At 62.7% G+C, this 14,768-nt stretch carries 15 protein-coding genes; 5 read left to right on the top strand and 10 right to left on the bottom strand.

Going from position 1 to position 14,768, the window contains the following annotated elements; translation table 11 throughout:
* Positions 1–35: 35 nt before the first annotated feature.
* The 8 genes from ccoP (DM872_RS25375) to ccoN (DM872_RS25410) form a co-directional block, all read right to left on the bottom strand.
* Positions 36–1,010: a cytochrome-c oxidase, cbb3-type subunit III gene (gene ccoP, locus DM872_RS25375; protein WP_179061998.1), complete on the bottom strand. Its 975-nt coding sequence runs from the start codon at positions 1,008–1,010 to the stop codon at positions 36–38.
* On the bottom strand, positions 1,007–1,195 hold the full coding sequence (locus DM872_RS25380; RefSeq protein ID WP_179061999.1) for a cbb3-type cytochrome oxidase subunit 3: 189 nt from the start codon (positions 1,193–1,195) through the stop codon (positions 1,007–1,009). Before DM872_RS25380 ends, ccoP (DM872_RS25375) begins: the two co-directional genes overlap by 4 nt.
* Before the next feature lie 6 nt (positions 1,196–1,201).
* Entirely contained in the window at positions 1,202–1,813 is a 612-nt protein-coding gene (gene ccoO / locus DM872_RS25385) for a cytochrome-c oxidase, cbb3-type subunit II (protein ID WP_179062000.1), read from the bottom strand.
* On the bottom strand, positions 1,813–3,252 hold the full coding sequence (gene ccoN, locus DM872_RS25390; protein WP_179062001.1) for a cytochrome-c oxidase, cbb3-type subunit I: 1,440 nt from the start codon (positions 3,250–3,252) through the stop codon (positions 1,813–1,815). Before ccoN (DM872_RS25390) ends, ccoO (DM872_RS25385) begins: the two co-directional genes overlap by 1 nt.
* A 435-nt stretch (positions 3,253–3,687) precedes the next feature.
* Positions 3,688–4,623 (bottom strand): cytochrome-c oxidase, cbb3-type subunit III, encoded by a 936-nt coding sequence (gene ccoP, locus DM872_RS25395; protein WP_179062002.1) that lies wholly within the window; start codon positions 4,621–4,623, stop codon positions 3,688–3,690.
* Positions 4,620–4,787, bottom strand: a complete 168-nt coding sequence (locus DM872_RS25400; protein ID WP_179062003.1) for a cbb3-type cytochrome oxidase subunit 3 — start codon at positions 4,785–4,787, stop codon at positions 4,620–4,622. Before DM872_RS25400 ends, ccoP (DM872_RS25395) begins: the two co-directional genes overlap by 4 nt.
* Positions 4,788–4,791: 4 nt before the next feature.
* Complete coding sequence (ccoO, locus tag DM872_RS25405; RefSeq protein ID WP_179062004.1) at positions 4,792–5,403, bottom strand: cytochrome-c oxidase, cbb3-type subunit II; 612 nt, start codon at positions 5,401–5,403, stop codon at positions 4,792–4,794.
* Positions 5,403–6,839: a cytochrome-c oxidase, cbb3-type subunit I gene (gene ccoN, locus DM872_RS25410; protein WP_179062005.1), complete on the bottom strand. Its 1,437-nt coding sequence runs from the start codon at positions 6,837–6,839 to the stop codon at positions 5,403–5,405. Before ccoN (DM872_RS25410) ends, ccoO (DM872_RS25405) begins: the two co-directional genes overlap by 1 nt.
* Before the next feature lie 108 nt (positions 6,840–6,947).
* Between ccoN (DM872_RS25410) and DM872_RS25415 the strand changes: the two genes are divergently transcribed.
* Positions 6,948–7,565 (top strand): alpha/beta family hydrolase, encoded by a 618-nt coding sequence (locus DM872_RS25415; RefSeq protein ID WP_179062006.1) that lies wholly within the window; start codon positions 6,948–6,950, stop codon positions 7,563–7,565.
* 7 nt (positions 7,566–7,572) lie between these two features.
* Here DM872_RS25415 and DM872_RS25420 read toward each other — a convergent pair whose 3' ends face one another.
* Complete coding sequence (locus tag DM872_RS25420; RefSeq protein WP_179062007.1) at positions 7,573–8,049, bottom strand: Lrp/AsnC family transcriptional regulator; 477 nt, start codon at positions 8,047–8,049, stop codon at positions 7,573–7,575.
* Between the two features lie 131 nt (positions 8,050–8,180).
* Here DM872_RS25420 and kynB point away from each other — a divergent pair, with 131 nt between their 5' ends.
* From kynB to DM872_RS25440, 4 genes are all read left to right on the top strand, one after another.
* On the top strand, positions 8,181–8,822 hold the full coding sequence (gene kynB, locus DM872_RS25425) for an arylformamidase (RefSeq protein ID WP_179062008.1): 642 nt from the start codon (positions 8,181–8,183) through the stop codon (positions 8,820–8,822).
* 9 nt (positions 8,823–8,831) lie between these two features.
* A complete protein-coding gene (kynU, locus tag DM872_RS25430) occupies positions 8,832–10,082 on the top strand; it encodes a kynureninase (RefSeq protein WP_179062009.1) in 1,251 nt (416 codons plus the stop codon).
* An 81-nt stretch (positions 10,083–10,163) separates the two neighbouring features.
* Complete coding sequence (locus DM872_RS25435; protein ID WP_179062010.1) at positions 10,164–11,480, top strand: OprD family porin; 1,317 nt, start codon at positions 10,164–10,166, stop codon at positions 11,478–11,480.
* A gap of 34 nt (positions 11,481–11,514) precedes the next feature.
* On the top strand, positions 11,515–12,921 hold the full coding sequence (locus DM872_RS25440; RefSeq protein ID WP_179062011.1) for an amino acid permease: 1,407 nt from the start codon (positions 11,515–11,517) through the stop codon (positions 12,919–12,921).
* 76 nt (positions 12,922–12,997) lie between these two features.
* On the opposite strand, the gene DM872_RS25445 is transcribed toward DM872_RS25440, so the two are convergent.
* Positions 12,998–14,563, bottom strand: coding sequence for a methyl-accepting chemotaxis protein (locus DM872_RS25445; protein ID WP_179062012.1), 1,566 nt, complete (start codon positions 14,561–14,563; stop codon positions 12,998–13,000).
* Positions 14,564–14,768: the final 205 nt, after the last annotated feature.

Raw genomic sequence — 14,768 nt, forward strand, 5'->3', positions numbered from 1 at the left:
GTGCGACAGTGCGTCGCGCATGGCAGGCGAGGGTATTACTTGGATGCAGTTTCTGCAGCCGGTTTCTGCGACAGGCTGTAAACGTACGCAGCCAGCAGGTGCACCTTGTCGTTGCCGAGGACTTGCTCCTGGGCAGGCATGGTGCCTTGGCGGCCATAACGGATGGTCTGTTGCAGCTGGGCATAGCTGCTGCCGTAGATGAAGGCGTTCGGGTGGGTCAGGTCCGGTGCGCCCATGGCCGGGGTGCCCTTGGCTTCCGGACCGTGGCACGCCACGCAGTTGGCCGCGAAGATGGCTTTACCGGCTTCCGGATCGGCCTTCACGTCCTTCGGCAGTTCGCGACCGTGGAGGGTCACGCGCAGGAAGGCGGCAACATCGCGTACGCCCTGGTCGCCGACAACTTCGCCCCAGGCCGGCATCACGCCATGGCGACCACCCATGATGGTGGTCTTGATGGTCGCGGACTCGCCGCCCCAGCGCCAGTCGTGGTCGGTCAGGTTCGGGAAGCCGTAAGCGCCCTTGGCGTCGGAGCCGTGGCATACGGAGCAGTAGGACGCGAACATGCGGCCGCCCATTTTCAGGGCTTTCGGGTCCTGGGCCACTTCTTCGATAGGCATGGCAGCGTACTTGGCGAAGATCGGACCGTATTCCTTATCGGCCTTGTCCATCTCCTTTTCCCACTGGTGGACGCCAGTCCAGCCGGTCTGGCCGTTGGCGAAAGGCTTGCCTTCGGTTACTTCGCTGTAACCGGGGAAGATGCCTTTCCAGTTGCCCATGCCCGGGTACATGACCAGGTAGCCGACGGCGAAGATCAGGGTGCCGACGAACAGCATGAACCACCACTTGGGCAGCGGGTTGTCATATTCCTCGATGCCGTCGAAAGCATGGCCGACGGTTTCTTCGGTGCTTTCCTGGCGCTGGCCACGGCGGGTGGCGAAGATCAGCCAGGTCAGCGCTACCAGCGTGGCGCTGGTGAGCAGGGTTACATACCAACTCCAGAACGAAGTCATTCTTTGTTACTCCTAGAATCTTGCTCGTCGCGCTTGGAGGATTTGGGCGGCTCATCCGCGAAGGGCAGGTTGGCAGCCTCGTCGAAGCTGCTTTTGCGCTTGCTGCTGTAGGCCCACAGCACGACGCCGATGAAGGCGACGAATACGATGAAGGTGCCTATGCCGCGGAGAGTACCGATATCCATCTTGCGTTACCGTTTGTTCTTGATAGAGGTGCCCAGGCCTTGCAGGAACGCGACCAGCGCGTCCATCTCGGTCTTGCCTTTGACTGCCGCCTTGGCGCCGGCGATGTCTTCGTCGGTATAGGGCACGCCCAGCTTGCGCAGAGCTTCCATCTTGTCGCCGGTGTGCTTGCCGTCGAGCTTGTTCTCAACCAACCAGGGGTAGGAGGGCATTTTCGATTCCGGCACTACGTTGCGCGGGTTGTACAGGTGCGCACGGTGCCAGTCGTCGGAGTAGCGGCCGCCAACGCGGGCCAGGTCCGGACCGGTACGCTTGGAGCCCCACAGGAAGGGGTGATCCCAGACGCTTTCGCCGGCAACGGAGTAGTGGCCATAACGCTCGGTTTCAGCGCGGAACGGACGGACCATCTGCGAGTGGCAGCCAACGCAGCCTTCGCGGATGTAGATGTCGCGGCCTTCGAGTTCCAGCGCAGTGCGCGGCTTCATGCCTTCCACCGGAGTGTTGGTGACGTCCTGGAAGAACAGCGGCACGATCTGCACCAAGCCGCCAATGCTCACGGCAATCACCATGAACAGGGCCAGCAGGCCGATGTTCTTCTCAACTAATTCGTGTTGCTTCATTAGTGAGCTCCTTGCGGGATCTGCGCAGCGGCGTCGTATTCAGCCGGCTTCGCAGCACGTACGGTGCGATAGGTGTTGTAGGCCATCAGCAGCATGCCGGTCACGAAGAAAGCGCCGCCGATCATGCGCACCAGGTAACCCGGGTGGCTGGCTTCCAGAGCTTCAACGAAGGAGTAGGTGAGGGTGCCGTCTTCGTTGACAGCGCGCCACATCAGACCCTGGGTGATGCCGTTGACCCACATGGAGGCGATGTACAGCACGGTACCGATAGTGGCCAACCAGAAGTGGGCGTTGATCAGGCCAACACTGTGCATCTGCTCGCGAGCGAATACCTTCGGAATCAGGTGGTACAGGGAGCCGATGGAGATCATCGCTACCCAGCCGAGGGCGCCGGCGTGTACGTGGCCGATGGTCCAGTCGGTGTAGTGGGAGAGGGCGTTGACGGTCTTGATGGCCATCATCGGGCCTTCGAAGGTGGACATGCCGTAGAAGGCCAGGGATACCACCAGGAAGCGCAGGATGGGGTCGGAGCGCAGCTTATGCCAGGCGCCGGAGAGGCTCATCATGCCGTTGATCATGCCGCCCCAGCTCGGAGCGAGCAGGATCAGGGACATGGCCATGCCGAGGGACTGGGCCCAGTCCGGCAGAGCGGTGTAGTGCAGGTGGTGCGGACCGGCCCAGATGTACAGGGTGATCAGCGCCCAGAAGTGCACGATGGACAGACGGTAGGAGTAGATCGGACGCTCGGCCTGCTTCGGAACGAAGTAGTACATCATCCCCAGGAAGCCGGTAGTCAGGAAGAAGCCTACGGCGTTGTGGCCGTACCACCACTGGATCATCGCGTCGGTCGCGCCAGCGTACATGGAGTACGACTTGAAGGCGTAGACCGGCATTTCCATGCTGTTCACGATGTGCAGCATGGCGGTAACCAGGATGAAAGCGCCGAAGAACCAGTTGCCCACGTAGATGTGCTTGGTCTTGCGCTTGATGATGGTCCCGAAGAAGACGACGCAGTAGGTGATCCAGACGATACCCAGGAGGATGTCGATCGGCCACTCCAGTTCGGCGTATTCCTTGGAGGAGGTGTAACCCAGCGGCAGCGTGATGACTGCCAGCACGATCACGGCTTGCCAACCCCAGAAGGTGAAGGCGGCCAGACTATCGGATACCAGGCGGGCCTGGCAGGTGCGCTGCACCACATAGTAGGAAGTGGCGAACAGTGCGCATCCGCCGAAGGCGAAGATCACCGCGTTGGTATGCAGGGGACGCAGGCGGCCGAACGAAGTCCAGGGCAGGTTCAGGTTGAGTTCCGGCCACACGAGTTGTGCGGCGATGAACACGCCTAGACCCATCCCTATGACCCCCCAGATCACCGTCATAATGGCGAACTGGCGGACCACCTTATAGTTATAAGCAGTCTGACTGATTGCTGTGCTCATGCTAGGGGTTCCACGGTTAATGGAGTTTTTTGGGGACAAAAAATCGGCGGCAAGTATGGAGAAAGAGGGTGGCCATTGCAACGACACAAGCCGACACAATCCGGGCTGAGAAGCCCACTGGACAAGGATTTGCGGCTGTGCTGGCGGCACTTTCCGACATGCTGTCGACGCCAGGGGTGTTGCGCGGCAGGAGGGAGCGCCTTGGACTTGTGACCAGTAGCAACTCCAAAGCAGCTTAGTCGATGTCAAAGGCGAGAGGGTGTTACTGGTCGGAGAGGTGCGACACTGAGTCGCACTATATAAAAGGAGGGGTGGACACTTCCCTGTGTCCTAGGCACCCGGCTCAGGGTGCCTTCTTGCGCGGCATGCAGTTCGGACCTGGGGCCTGGCTGCGAGGTTGGGGCGGCACGTCCTTGCGCCACCCCAGCTTTTCTCTTACTTGATCGCCAATTCCTGGTCTTTGCGGGACAGGCTGTAGATGTAGGCAGCCAGCACATGGACCTTGTCCTGGCCCAGGTATTCCTGCTGGGCTGGCATCTGGCCGTTGCGGCCGTGGCGAATGGTTTGTTGCAGCTGGGCGACGCTCGAACCGTAGATCCAGCCGGCCGGGTGGGTCAGGTCAGGTGCGCCCATGGCCTCAGTGCCCTTGCCTTCGGTGCCATGACAGGCGATGCAGGTAGTGGCGAACAGGGCCTTGCCGGCTTCCGGGTCAGCTGTGGTGCCCTCCGGCAGCTTCAGACCGGCGAGGTCTTGACGCACATAGGCAGCGACATTCTTCACGCCATCGTCACCCAATACATCGCCCCACGCCGGCATGGCGGCGATCCTGCCGTGGAGAATGGACGCCTTGATGGTTTCCGGATCGCCGCCCCAGCGCCACTGGCTGTCGGCGAGGTTGGGGAAACCCATGGCGCCCTTGGCATCCGATCCATGGCAGATCGAGCAGTAGGTGGCGAACAGGCGTCCACCCATCTTCATGGCTTGAGGGTCCTGCGCTACTTCTTCGATGGACATGGCGGAGTAGCGGGCGAAGATCGGTCCGTACTGTTGCTCGGCCTTGTTCACTTCGCGCTGCCATTGGGATTCCTGGGTCCAGCCGTCGGTATAACCGGGGAAGAGGCCTTTCCAGTTGCCGAGGCCAGGATAGAGCACCAGATAGCCCGCGGCGAAGATCAGGGTGCCGATGAACAGCCAGAACCACCATTTGGGCAGCGGGTTGTCATATTCCTCGATGCCGTCGAAGGCGTGGCCCATGGTCTGGTCAGTAGTGCCTTTCGACTCGCCACTGCGGGTGGCGAAGATCAGCCAGGTCAGTGCCAGCAGGGTGAAGATGGTGAGCAGGGAGATGTACCAGCTCCAGAATGTGGTCATGCGCGGTTGCTCCTAGATTCGTTCCGGTCGTCATCGGCGAAGGGCAGATTCGCCGCTTCGTCGAAGCCCGCCTTGCGCTTGCCGCTGTAGGCCCAGCAGATCACTCCGAGGGTGGCGATCAGTACCAGCAGGGTGCCGAGGCCACGCAGGGTTCCGATGTCCATGGCCCTACCTCTTGTTCTTCAGGCTGGTGCCCAGCACTTGCAGGTAGGCGACCACGGCATCCATCTCGGTCTTGCCTTTCACCGCTGCTTGAGCGCCCGCGACGTCTTCGTCGGTGTAGGGCACGCCGAGGGTCTGCATGGCGCGGATCTTCGCGGCAGTGTCCTTGCCGTCCAGGGTGTTCTCCACCAGCCAGGGGTAGGCCGGCATCTTCGACTCGGGCACTACGTTGCGCGGGTTGTACAGGTGCGCCCGGTGCCAGTCGTCGGAGTAGCGGCCGCCAACGCGGGCCAGGTCCGGACCGGTACGCTTGGAGCCCCACAGGAAGGGGTGGTCCCAGACGCTTTCGCCGGCGACGGAGTAGTGGCCGTAACGCTCGGTTTCAGCGCGGAACGGACGGATCATCTGCGAATGGCAGCCGACGCAGCCTTCGCGGATGTAGATGTCGCGACCTTCCAGTTGCAGGGCCGTATAGGGCTTCATGCCGTCGACCGGGGTGTTGGTCACGTCCTGGAAGAACAGCGGCACGATCTGCACCAGGCCGCCGATGCTGACGGCCAGGACCATGAACAACGCCAGGAGGCCGACGTTCTTCTCGAGTTTCTCGTGCTGTTTCATCAGTGGGCTCCTTGCGGGATCTGCGCGGCGGCGTCGTATTCAGCGGGCTTGGAGGCCTTGGCGGTGCGCCAGGTGTTCCAAGCCATCAGCAGCATGCCGCTGAAGAAGATGGCGCCGCCGATAACGCGCACCACGAAGCCGGGATGGCTGGCTTCCAGGGCTTCGACGAAGGAGTAGGTGAGGGTGCCGTCCTCGTTGACTGCACGCCACATCAGGCCTTGGGTGATGCCGTTGACCCACATGGAGGCGATGTAGAGCACGGTGCCGATGGTGGCCAGCCAGAAGTGCGCATTGATCAGGCCAACGCTGTGCATCTGCTCGCGACCGAACACTTTCGGAATCAGGTGGTACAGGGAGCCGATGGACACCATGGCGACCCAGCCGAGGGCGCCGGCGTGTACGTGGCCGATGGTCCAGTCGGTGTAGTGGGAGAGGGCGTTGACGGTCTTGATGGCCATCATCGGGCCTTCGAAGGTGGACATGCCGTAGAAGGCCAGGGATACCACCAGGAAGCGCAGGATGGGGTCGGAGCGCAGCTTATGCCAGGCGCCGGACAGGGTCATCATGCCGTTGATCATGCCGCCCCAGCTCGGAGCGAGCAGTACCAGGGACATCACCATGCCAAGGGATTGCGCCCAGTCGGGCAGGGCGGTGTAGTGCAGGTGGTGCGGACCGGCCCAGATGTACAGGGTGATCAGCGCCCAGAAGTGCACGATGGACAGGCGATAGGAGTACACCGGGCGCTCGGCCTGCTTGGGCACGAAGTAGTACATCATCCCCAGGAAGCCGGCGGTGAGGAAGAAACCGACCGCGTTGTGGCCGTACCACCACTGGATCATGGCATCGGTGGCGCCGGAGTAGAGGGAGTAGGACTTGGTCAGGGTGACCGGGATCTCCAGGTTGTTCACCAGATGCAGGATGGCCACGGTAAGGATGAATCCACCGAAGAACCAGTTACCCACGTAGATATGCTTGGTCTTGCGCTTCACCACGGTTCCGAAGAAGACAATGGCGTAGCTGACCCAGACAATGGTGATCAGGATATCGATCGGCCATTCCAGCTCGGCGTATTCTTTCGAGCTGGTCCAGCCCATCGGCAGGCTGATGGCAGCCAGTACGATGACCAACTGCCAACCCCAGAAGGTGAAGGCGGCGAGCTTGTCGGAGATCAGGCGGGTCTGGCAGGTGCGCTGCACTGCGTAGTAGCTGGTGGCAAACAGTGCGCAACCGCCGAAGGCGAAGATCACTGCGTTGGTGTGCAGGGGGCGTAGTCTGCCGAAGCTCGTCCAGGGAAGGTTGAAGTTGAGTTCCGGCCAGGCCAGTTGTGCGGCAATGAGAACGCCGAGCCCCATCCCGACGATTCCCCAAACCACCGTCATGATGGCGAACTGGCGGACCACCTTGTAGTTATAGGCGGTACTGCTTGCTGTGCTCATGTTATGGGCTTCCGTCCACGGTTTTTAGATAGCGCGGCAAGCATGGTGAAAGCCCATTTGGCGGCTATTGATCTGGATCAATCGCCCACAATCGACGGAGAAGTCTGAATGCTGCTGTGGAGTAGGCCTGTGGGCCCGGTTTCGTACACCCTCATCCTCGCCCATGGCGCGGGTGCGCCGATGGATAGCCCATTCATGGATGACATGGCGCAAAGGCTTGCCACTCGTGGCATTGCCGTGGCTCGTTTCGAGTTCCCTTACATGGCCGCCCGGCGGGAGGATGGACGTCGCCGTCCACCGAATCCCCAGGCCCAGTTGCTGGGCTGCTGGCGGGAGGTTCATGCCTTGGTGCGACAGCAGGTCACAGGGCCGCTGGCCATCGGCGGCAAGTCCATGGGAGGGCGGATGGCCAGTCTGCTGGCCGATGAGCTGGGCGTCGATGCGCTCGTTTGTCTGGGTTATCCGTTCCATGCCGTGGGCAAGGCGGACAAGCCCCGTGTCGCCCACCTGGCCGATCTCAAGACCCCGACGTTGATCGTGCAAGGTGAGCGCGACCCCATGGGGGACCGCCTGACAGTGGCCGGCTACAGCCTGTCGGATGCCATTCGCGTGCAATGGCTGGTGGCGGGGGATCACGACCTGAAGCCGCTCAAGGCATCAGGTTTCAGCCATGAACAGCACCTGGACAGCGCGGCGGACGCCGTGGCCGCTTTTCTGATGGGCTGAGTCCTGCCTACTTGCGGGCGACGAGCAGGTCCAGCACACCACCGCCGTCCTTGATGGTCTGCAGGATGATCTCGGAGCGGATATCGGTGACGCCATTGGCGCGGTTCAACCGGTTCACGATGAAGTCCGAGAACTGCTTCAGGTTGCGCACCTGCACCCGCAATACGTAGTTGCTATGCCCGGTGACGATGTAGGCGGCGATCACTTCGGGCCAGCCCTGCACTTTCTGGACGAAGCGGTCATGCCAGCCTTCCTCGTCCTGACGCATGGAAACGTGGACCAGGGCTTCCAGTTCGACACCCAGGCGCTCGGCATCCAGTACCGGGCGGTAGCCGCGGATGATGCCTTCGTCCTCGAGGTTGCGCAGCCGGCGCAGGCAGGCAGACGGCGATAGCGCGACCTTCTCCGCCAGCTCCTGATTGCTGATGCGTCCGTTCTGCTGCAGGCAGAGCAGAATGCGCAGGTCGGTAGCGTCCAGGTTCAATTGAATATTCTTCTCTTGTTTTGATGGTTCTCAGAATTATCTGCGAACTAATTGGGCGAGTGGCGCAAAGATAGCACGAAAATTCGATGGGCCTTGCAGCATGATTCTCTCGCTTGAGGAGGAGGACGAACATGCACGACGACAAGGTCCTGTGGGACATCAGCCCGCCGCTGGACAGCAGTACCCCTACCTGGCCGGGCGACACGCCTTTCCAGGAAGAGCGCTGCTGGCGGATCGACGAACACTGCCCAGTCAATGTCGGGCGCATCACCCTGTCGCCCCACACCGGCGCCCACGCCGACGCGCCACTGCACTACGACGCCACGGGTGCGGCGATCGGAGCCGTGGATCTCGCGCCGTACCTCGGGCCTTGCCGGGTCATCCATTGCCTGGATGCCGGGCCGTACGTTCGGCCCGAGCAACTGACCCCCCACCTCGACGGGGTGCCGCCCCGAGTACTGATCCGCACTTGGCTGCAGTCGCCGCTGGATGCCTGGCCCGAGCACTTCGCCGCCATCCACCCCACCTGCATTGAGCTTCTGGCCCATCACGGCGTGATGCTGGTGGGCACTGACACGCCCTCCCTGGACCCCCAGGACAGTAAGAGCCTCGACGCCCACCGCGCAGTGGCGCGTCAGTGCATGGCCATCCTCGAAGGCCTGTTGCTGGATGAGGTACCGCCGGGCGATTACGAGCTGATCGCCCTCCCTCTCAAATTCACTCATCTCGATGCCAGTCCGGTTCGTGCCGTGCTGCGTCGTCACTCGAATTAGGAAAAGACCATGACAACAAGAGAAGCCTGCCTGGCCCTTGATGCCCGCGACTCACTCGCCGCGCTGCGTGAGGACTTCGCCCTGCCCGAGGGCATGATCTATCTGGACGGTAACTCCCTCGGTGCTCGCCCGGTTGCGGCCCTGGATCGGGCGCGGCAGGTGCTGGCGGACGAGTGGGGTGACGACCTGATCAGCAGTTGGAACAGCGCCGGCTGGCGCGGCCTGCCGGAGCGCCTGGGCAACAAGTTGGCGCCCCTGATCGGTGCCGGCGAGGACGAAGTGGTGATCACCGATACCACGTCCATCAACCTTTTCAAGGTGCTGGTAGCCGCCCTGCGCGTGCAGGTTGAGCGCGATCCGTCGCGCAAGGTGATCGTCACCGAGACCAGCAACTTCCCCACCGACATCTACATGGCCGAAGGTCTGGCCGACATGCTGCAGCAGGGCTACAGCATGCGCCTCGTGGACCGCCCGGAGGACCTGCCGACGGCCATCGGCAATGACACCGCCGTGGTGATGATCACCCAGGTGAACTACAAGACCGGCTACCTGCACGACATGGCCGCTCTGACCGCGCTGGCCCACGAGTGCGGCGCGCTGACCATCTGGGACCTCTGCCACTCGGCCGGGGCAGTGCCGGTGGACCTCAAGGCCGCAGGTGCCGACTACGCCATCGGCTGCACCTACAAGTACCTGAACGGCGGCCCCGGTTCGCCGGCCTTCGTCTGGGTTTCTCCGGCGCTTCGGGAGCTGGTCTGGCAACCGCTTTCGGGCTGGTGGGGCCATGCCCGCCAGTTCGGCATGGAGCCTCGCTACGAGCCCGCACCGGGCATCGGTCGCTACCTCTGTGGTACTCAGCCCATCACCTCGATGGCCTTGGTGGAGTGCGGCCTCGACACCTACGCCAAGACCGATATGCAGGCCTTGCGGCAGAAGTCCCTGGCGCTGACCGATCTCTTCATCGAGCGCGTCCAGGCACGCTGCGGCAAGCACCCACTGACGCTGGTCACCCCGCTGGAGCACGCTCGTCGTGGCAGCCACGTGAGCTTCGAGCACCCCGAAGGCTACGCAGTCATCCAGGCGCTGATCGACCGGGGCGTCATCGGTGACTACCGCGAGCCGCGAATCATGCGTTTCGGCTTCACGCCGCTCTACACCCGCTTCGTCGATGTCTGGGACGCCGCGGAAACCCTCGGCGAGGTACTCGACAGCGGTGCCTGGCGCGAAGAGCGTTTCATGGCCCGTAAACAAGTGACCTGAACCACAAAATACAAGCCCTTGCCCGGGCGCCAGGGATGGCGCCCAGCCTCGACCCCATAAACACAACAAGAGGTTGAATCCATGAAGCTGAATCCGTCGTCGGCGTGCCCGTTACTGCTGCTCGGAGCCTTGAGTCCCTACCTGATGGCCGGGGAGGCCGAGGGTGGCTTTCTCGACGACAGTCGCCTGGTCCTGACCCAGCGTAACTTCTACTTCCATCGCAACATTCTTAACAATCCGGGCGGGCAGAACTACCGCGAGGAGTGGGCCCACGGGATGATCCTGGACTACAGCTCCGGCTTTACCCAGGGCACCGTCGGTTTCGGCATCGATGCCTACGCGAACCTCGGTCTGAAGCTCGACAGCAGCCGTGCTCGCACCGGCACTGACCTGCTTCCAGTGGATTCCGAAGGGCAACCCGAGGATGAGTACTCGGAAGTGGGCGCTGCGGTGAAAGTTCGCGTCTCACGTAGCGAGCTGAAGTACGGCAGCCAGGCCCCCATGAACCCGGTGTTCGGTACGGGCAACGCGCGTTTGTTCACCCCCATGGCCATCGGTTTCTCGCTGAACAGTCGGGAGATCGATGATCTGCTGGTGGATGGCGGCCATTTCACCGCTGGTAATGACGGTAATTCCACCAACTCCGACGGGGCGCTCAAGGCACTTTACGCCCAAGTGGAAACACGCCGGGTCGACTACGCAGGACTCAACTGGACGCCCTCCAACGGCACCAGCCTCTCCGCCTATGCCTCGCGCTTCGAGGACATCTGGCGGCAGTACTACGCCAGTGCCAGCCAGCGCCTGGACCTCGACCAGGGCCGGGCCCTGACGTTCGACCTGAATCTCTACCGTACCCTCGACCAGGGACAGCAGCGGGCGGGTGAGATCGACAACACCACCTGGTCCCTTTCCGGACGCTACAGCCAGGGCCCCCACGCACTGACCCTGGCCTACCAGCGGGTGCATGGCGACGAGCCATTCGACTACCTGGGCTTCGACCGCCAGCCCGGCACCTCGATCTTCCTCGCCAACTCGGTGCAGGTGCTCGACTTCAATGCCCCTAACGAACGCTCCTGGCAACTGCGCTACGACCTCGACCTGGCAGCCTTCGGCGTGCCCGGCCTGAGCTTCATGACCCGCTACATCAGTGGCGATCACATCGACGACAGTCATTACCGGGGCGGCCCGAACGGCGCCTACGGCCGCTATGGCGAGGATGGCAAGCGCTGGGAGCGCGATATCGAGTTGCGCTACGTGGTGCAGTCCGGTCCGGCGAAAGACCTCTCGCTCCGTCTGCGCCAGGCCAGCGTCCGCTCCACCGAAGCGGTGGCCCGTGCCGATACCGCGGACAACAACGAAGTGCGGGTGATAGTCGAGTACCCGCTGCAATTGCTCTGACGCCTGCCACAACGACAAGACATACGAGGCACACATGACCAACAAGACTGGATTCGCCGCAATCGCGGCTCGTGAGCAGGGGCTCAAGCGCCAGCTCACTTCGGCGCAGATGAGCATGATCGCCATCGGTGGCGCCATCGGCACCGGGCTCTTCATGGGCAGCAGCTTCGCCATCGGCTTTGCCGGGCCGGGCGTACTGATCAGCTACTCCATCGGCGCGCTCATCGCGCTGCTGCTGATGGGCTGCCTGGCCGAGATGACCGTGGCCCATCCCACCTCTGGTTCCTTCGGCGCCTACGCCGAGTACTACGTCGGCCCCATGGCCGGATTCCTGGTGCGCTATGCCTACTGGGCGGCCATTGTTCTGGCGGTAGGCACCGAAGTGACCGCCATTGCCCTGTACATGAAGTACTGGTTCCCGGATGTAGCGGGCTGGGTGTGGATCCTGCTGTTCTCTTCCGTGCTGGTCCTGACCAACGCCATCAGCGTCAAGGCGTTCGGCCATTTCGAATACTGGTTCTCCGCGATCAAGATCAGCGCCATCCTCGCCTTCATCCTGCTGGGCGCCTGGCTGGTGTTCGGTGGCCAGCACCCCGAATACGGATTCCACCATTACGTCGAACATGGCGGCTTCCTGCCCCATGGTCTGTCGGGTGTCTGGGTTGCCGTGATCATCGCCATCTTCAGCTACCTGAGCATCGAGATGATCGCGGTGGCGGCCGGCGAGGCGGAGCAACCGGAGGTGGCGGTGAAGAAAGCCTTCCGCGTGACCATGGTGAGGCTGGTGGTGTTCTACATCTTCACCCTGGCGCTGATCCTCGCCATGGTGCCCTGGGACCAGTCGGGGAAGGGCGCCCAGAGTCCCTTCGTCACTGTGATGCAGCAGGTGGGCATCCCCGGCGCCACGGGCCTGATCAACTTCGTGATCCTGGTGGCTGCGCTCTCGGCGATGAACAGCCAGCTCTACACCACGACGCGGATGATGTTCAGCCTCTCCCGCGCGGGGCACGCGCCCAAGGCCATGGGCCGGGTGAGCAGTGCCGGGGTGCCGTTGAATGCCCTGGCGATGTCCTGCACCGGCGTGGCCCTGGCGACCCTGGTCAACCTGGCGTTCCCCGAGGAGTCCTTCATGTTGATGATGGCGATTTCCATCTTCGGCGCGCTTTTCGCCTGGATGATGATCTTCCTCACCCATTACCGTTTCCGCCGTTACCACGAACGTCACGGCAGTGCGCGACTGTCCTTCCGCATGTGGGGCTTCCCCTGGGCGACGCTGTTGGGCCTCGGATTGATGTTGGCGATTCTGGTGACCACCGCCTTCGTACCGGCCTTTCGCATGACCCTGGTGTTCGGCGTGCCGTTCCTTGCACTGCTGGCGCTGGCCTATCAGCTGTACTTCCGCCAGGGCACGGAGGCGGTCCGGGAAGGGCAGGAGGCGTAAAGGTCGTTGTGGACCCCGCGATCCACACGCAAGAAAAAAGGGCGCCATTTGGCGCCCTTTTTCATGGTCAGGGTCGTCAGCGGTTGAACCTGTCCACCAGGGAATATTGCCCCTGTGCCGTGTGGGTCAGCTCCTCGCTGAGCAGGGCCGTACGCTGGGCTTCCCCCGAAGTCTGGTCGGCCAGGTGGGCAATGCTGCTGATGCTCTGGTTGATCTGCTCGGCGACTGCGCTCTGTTCCTCGGTAGCGGCGGCGATCTGGTCAGCCATGTCAGCGATGTTGGCGACCGCTTCGCTGATGCCCACCAAAGCCTGGTCGGCCTGGAGCACGCGCTCGACACCTTCGTCCGCCTGGCGACGACCATGCTCCATGGTGTGCACGGCTTCCTCGGCGGTCTTTTGCAGTTGCGCGATCAGCTGGTGGATCTGTCCGGTGGATTCAGCCGTGCGCTGGGCCAACTGACGTACTTCATCGGCGACGACCGCAAAGCCGCGACCCATTTCACCCGCGCGTGCGGCCTCGATGGCGGCGTTGAGCGCCAGCAGGTTGGTCTGGTCGGCGATGCCTTTGATGACATCCACCACGCCGCCGATCTCGTTGCTGTCCTGGGCCAGGCGAGTGACGGTTTCGCCGGTCTCGCCCACCGACTGCGAGAGGCGCTGGATGGCTTCGCGGGTTTCGGCGGCGATGTTGCGGCCCTGGCTGGTCAGGCGGTTGGCTTCCTGGGTGGCATCGGCGGTGCGCTGCACATTGTTGGCCACTTCCTGGGTGGTGGCGGCCATCTGGTTCACCGCGGTAGCCACCTGCTCGGTTTCCACGCGCTGGCGCTCCAGCCCTTCTGAGCTGTTGTGGGCCAGGGCGTCGGCTTGGCGGGCCTGCTGGGTGAGGTGTTCTGCGGTGTCCTGCAGACGGGTCAGGCAGGTCTTCAGGCGTGCTTCCTGGCTGAGCATGGCCATTTCCAGACGTGCCTGGACGCCTCGGCTGTCGGTATACATCTGCGCGATCAGCGGGTCCGAGGTGGTCTGTTCGGCCAGACGCAGCAAGCGCTTGATGCCACGGTTCTGCCAGGCAAGACCGATCAGGCCCAGCGGCACCGAGAGCAGCGCGGCGAGAAGGAAGCCCCAATGAGAGTTCAGCCAGGCGCCGATCATGAAAGCGATCTGGCTGATGAGGATGAAGGGCAGCCAGTCCTGGAGTACCGGCAGCCACTTGTCACGGCTGGGGATGGCCGCTTTGCCCGCGTTCAGGCGCTGGTAGAGCGCTTCGGCACGACGCACTTGCTCGGCGGTGGGCCTGATCCGCACGGACTCGTAGCCGGTGACCTGGCTGCCTTCGAAGATGGGCGTGACGTAGGCGTTCACCCAGTAGTGGTCGCCGTTCTTGCAGCGGTTCTTCACCACGCCCATCCACGGACGGCCCTTCTTCAGGGTGGTCCACATGTGGGCGAACACGGCGGGCGGGACGTCCGGGTGTCGCACCAGGTTGTGCGGGGAACGAATCAGTTCGTCGCGGCTGTAGCCGCTGATCTCGACGAACGCCTCGTTGGCATAAGTGATGACGCCCTTGCTGTCCGTAGTGGAGATCAGGCGCTGCTCGACGGGGAAACTGCGTTCCCGCTGGGTAATGGGTTGATTGTTTCTCATGGTTTCCTTCCGCAAGGCTTACTGCTTCTATCGGCATCTACGCGCCAAGGTTGAGCCTTTTCTTTGGGGCGCAGAGTCTAGCCGGCTTTCGGAGCCGGCTGTCCGATTGCCTTGCTGGAGCGGTTCGATTACCGCACTCGCCCTTGGATCGGAATAGGGGAGAAGGCCCCGGAAGAGCAAGGTGCTCAGTTTCCGGGGTCTTGCG

Origin of the sequence: Pseudomonas taiwanensis (assembly GCF_013393345.1) — a bacterium.
Lineage (GTDB): Bacteria > Pseudomonadota > Gammaproteobacteria > Pseudomonadales > Pseudomonadaceae > Metapseudomonas > Metapseudomonas resinovorans_C.